Annotated in this window: 3 protein-coding genes; 2 read left to right on the top strand and 1 reads right to left on the bottom strand. The window is 75.1% G+C overall.

All coding sequences use genetic code 11. The annotated features are described in order from the left end of the window. Window positions 1–24: 24 nt before the first annotated feature. A complete protein-coding gene (locus AOK00_RS41095) occupies window positions 25–582 on the top strand; it encodes an aspartate/glutamate racemase family protein (protein WP_254047639.1) in 558 nt (185 codons plus the stop codon). A gap of 97 nt (window positions 583–679) precedes the next feature. Here the strand turns inward: AOK00_RS41095 and AOK00_RS36225 are convergent, their stop codons facing one another. Beyond that, window positions 680–1,270 carry a hypothetical protein gene (locus tag AOK00_RS36225; protein ID WP_055604328.1) on the bottom strand — a complete coding sequence of 197 codons (591 nt, stop codon included), beginning with the start codon at window positions 1,268–1,270 and terminating at the stop codon, window positions 680–682. Window positions 1,271–1,401: 131 nt separating this feature from the next. Here AOK00_RS36225 and AOK00_RS36220 point away from each other — a divergent pair. Then, window positions 1,402–1,685, top strand: a 284-nt coding sequence (locus tag AOK00_RS36220) for a fibronectin type III domain-containing protein (protein WP_173861744.1), incomplete at its 3' end; no start/stop codon positions are given.

Genomic DNA, 1,685 nt, shown 5'->3' with positions numbered 1-1,685 from the left:
AGATGTGTATAAGGGCCAGACACGATGGTGCGTGAGCTGCTCGGTACACCCGATGTGCAGGGCCGCGACCCGCGCCGCTGGTCCCCAGCGCCCCTGCGGCTCTACCTTCTGGCGCGGGTCGAAACGGTGGAGCGGACACCCGAGTTCGCCGCGACATCGGCGAACTCGGGTGGCTCCTCGGCCGCCACGGCCCACGCCGAGCGGCGCCGGGCCGCCGTCCTCGCCGCGATCCGCGCGCTCCAGTTCGGCGAGGAGCAAATCCGGTTCCGCGGAGAGGTGTTCCGGGCCGCCCCTGGTCAGGCGGAGGCCCGTGTGACGGCCCTCGGCCTCGCCGACCGGTACACGGGCCTCCGCCTGACCAGGGGCGGCCCGGAACACCTCTCCGCGGAACCGGATTTGCTCCTCGCCGAACTGGAGCGCGCGGTCCGCGCGTGCGTGGAGCGGGACGGGGCGCGGGCGGTCGTCATCGGCGGCGGCCCGCTGGGCGACGCGGCGGAGGGGCTCCGCACCCGGTGCGCGGTCAGGATCGTGGCCCCGATCCCGGCGGCATGCCGGGCGCTCGCGCGCCTGCCGCGGCGGTGACGGCGGGCGGGCGGCCCACCCCGACTCCGGTGACGAGGACGGCGCCCGGTCGTGCTCCGGCACGCCTGACGACGGCGGCGCCCGGTCGCGCCCCCGCTCACCGCTCCACCGCGATCCTGCGACGGCACTCCTGAGCCAGCGCCGGATACGCGGTGCCGATCGCCTCGTACAGCCGTCGCCGCAGCAGCCGCTCGGCCTCGCCGCGCCCGGTCTCCCCGTACAGGCCGTCGAGCAGCGCCTCGTACCGCGCGAGGGCGTGCCGGAGGTAGCCCACCTGCCACCGTACGAGCGCCCCGGCCGGAGCCCCTCCTCCTGGTGGGGTCCCGGGGCTCCGCGCCCCCAGGAGCTGCCGGTGCCGGACCGCCCGCCGCTCCAGCTCGGGCCCGGGGAGCCGGGGAACCTCGATCGGTTCCGCGCGGATCGCGGCGAGGACGGCGGCCCGGCGCCGCTCGGCGTGGGCCGTGGCGGCCGAGGAGCCACCCGAGTTCGCCGATGTCGCGGCGAACTCGGGTGTCCGCTCCACCGTTTCGACCCGCGCCAGAAGGTAGAGCCGCAGGGGCGCTGGGGACCAGCGGCGCGGGTCGCGGCCCTGCACATCGGGTGTACCGAGCAGCTCACGCACCATCGTGTCGGTCCAGCCGCGTCGGCGCACCCCGGCGTGGCTCACATAGGTCGTACGGTCCGTCATGATTCCCCCACATTCGACTACGGAGAGTGATGTTCCCAGTGAAGCGCACCCCACTGACAGCGCCCCCTTGCCGAGCCCGGTCCGACTGTGCGATATAGGTCTGGACCTTTCCGACGGACGGAGGCCGGCCCGTGCAACGCCCGCTCGCCGCAAGCCTGTTGACTGCCCTCGCGCTCACTCTCGCCCTCACCGGATGCTCCGCGGCGGCCGCTCCCGAGGCCAAGGACACCCGTGCGCCCACCGCCCCCTCCGGCGTCACCGCGACCGCGGGCAGCGCCGGCACGGTCCACGTGATGTGGAGCGCGGCCACCGACGACCGCGCCGTCACGGGGTACGCGGTCTACAGCGAGGGCCGCAAGGTGAAGGACCTCCCCGCCACCACCCTGATGACCGACGTGGTCGGCCTCGCCCCCGC

The sequence above is a fragment of the Streptomyces aureus genome (assembly GCF_001418135.1).
Classification (GTDB): domain Bacteria; phylum Actinomycetota; class Actinomycetes; order Streptomycetales; family Streptomycetaceae; genus Streptomyces; species Streptomyces aureus_A.
The sequence above is the reverse complement of the archived record's forward strand: the minus strand, read 5'-3'. Positions and strand labels throughout refer to the sequence as shown.

What these genes read in the sequence shown, in the direction of transcription:
- AOK00_RS36225 (WP_055604328.1), bottom strand. Translation starts at nt 1,270, where the DNA reads ATGACGGACCGTACGACCTATGTGAGCCACGCCGGGGTGCGCCGACGC.
- AOK00_RS41095 (WP_254047639.1), top strand. Translation starts at nt 25, where the DNA reads ATGGTGCGTGAGCTGCTCGGTACACCCGATGTGCAGGGCCGCGACCCG.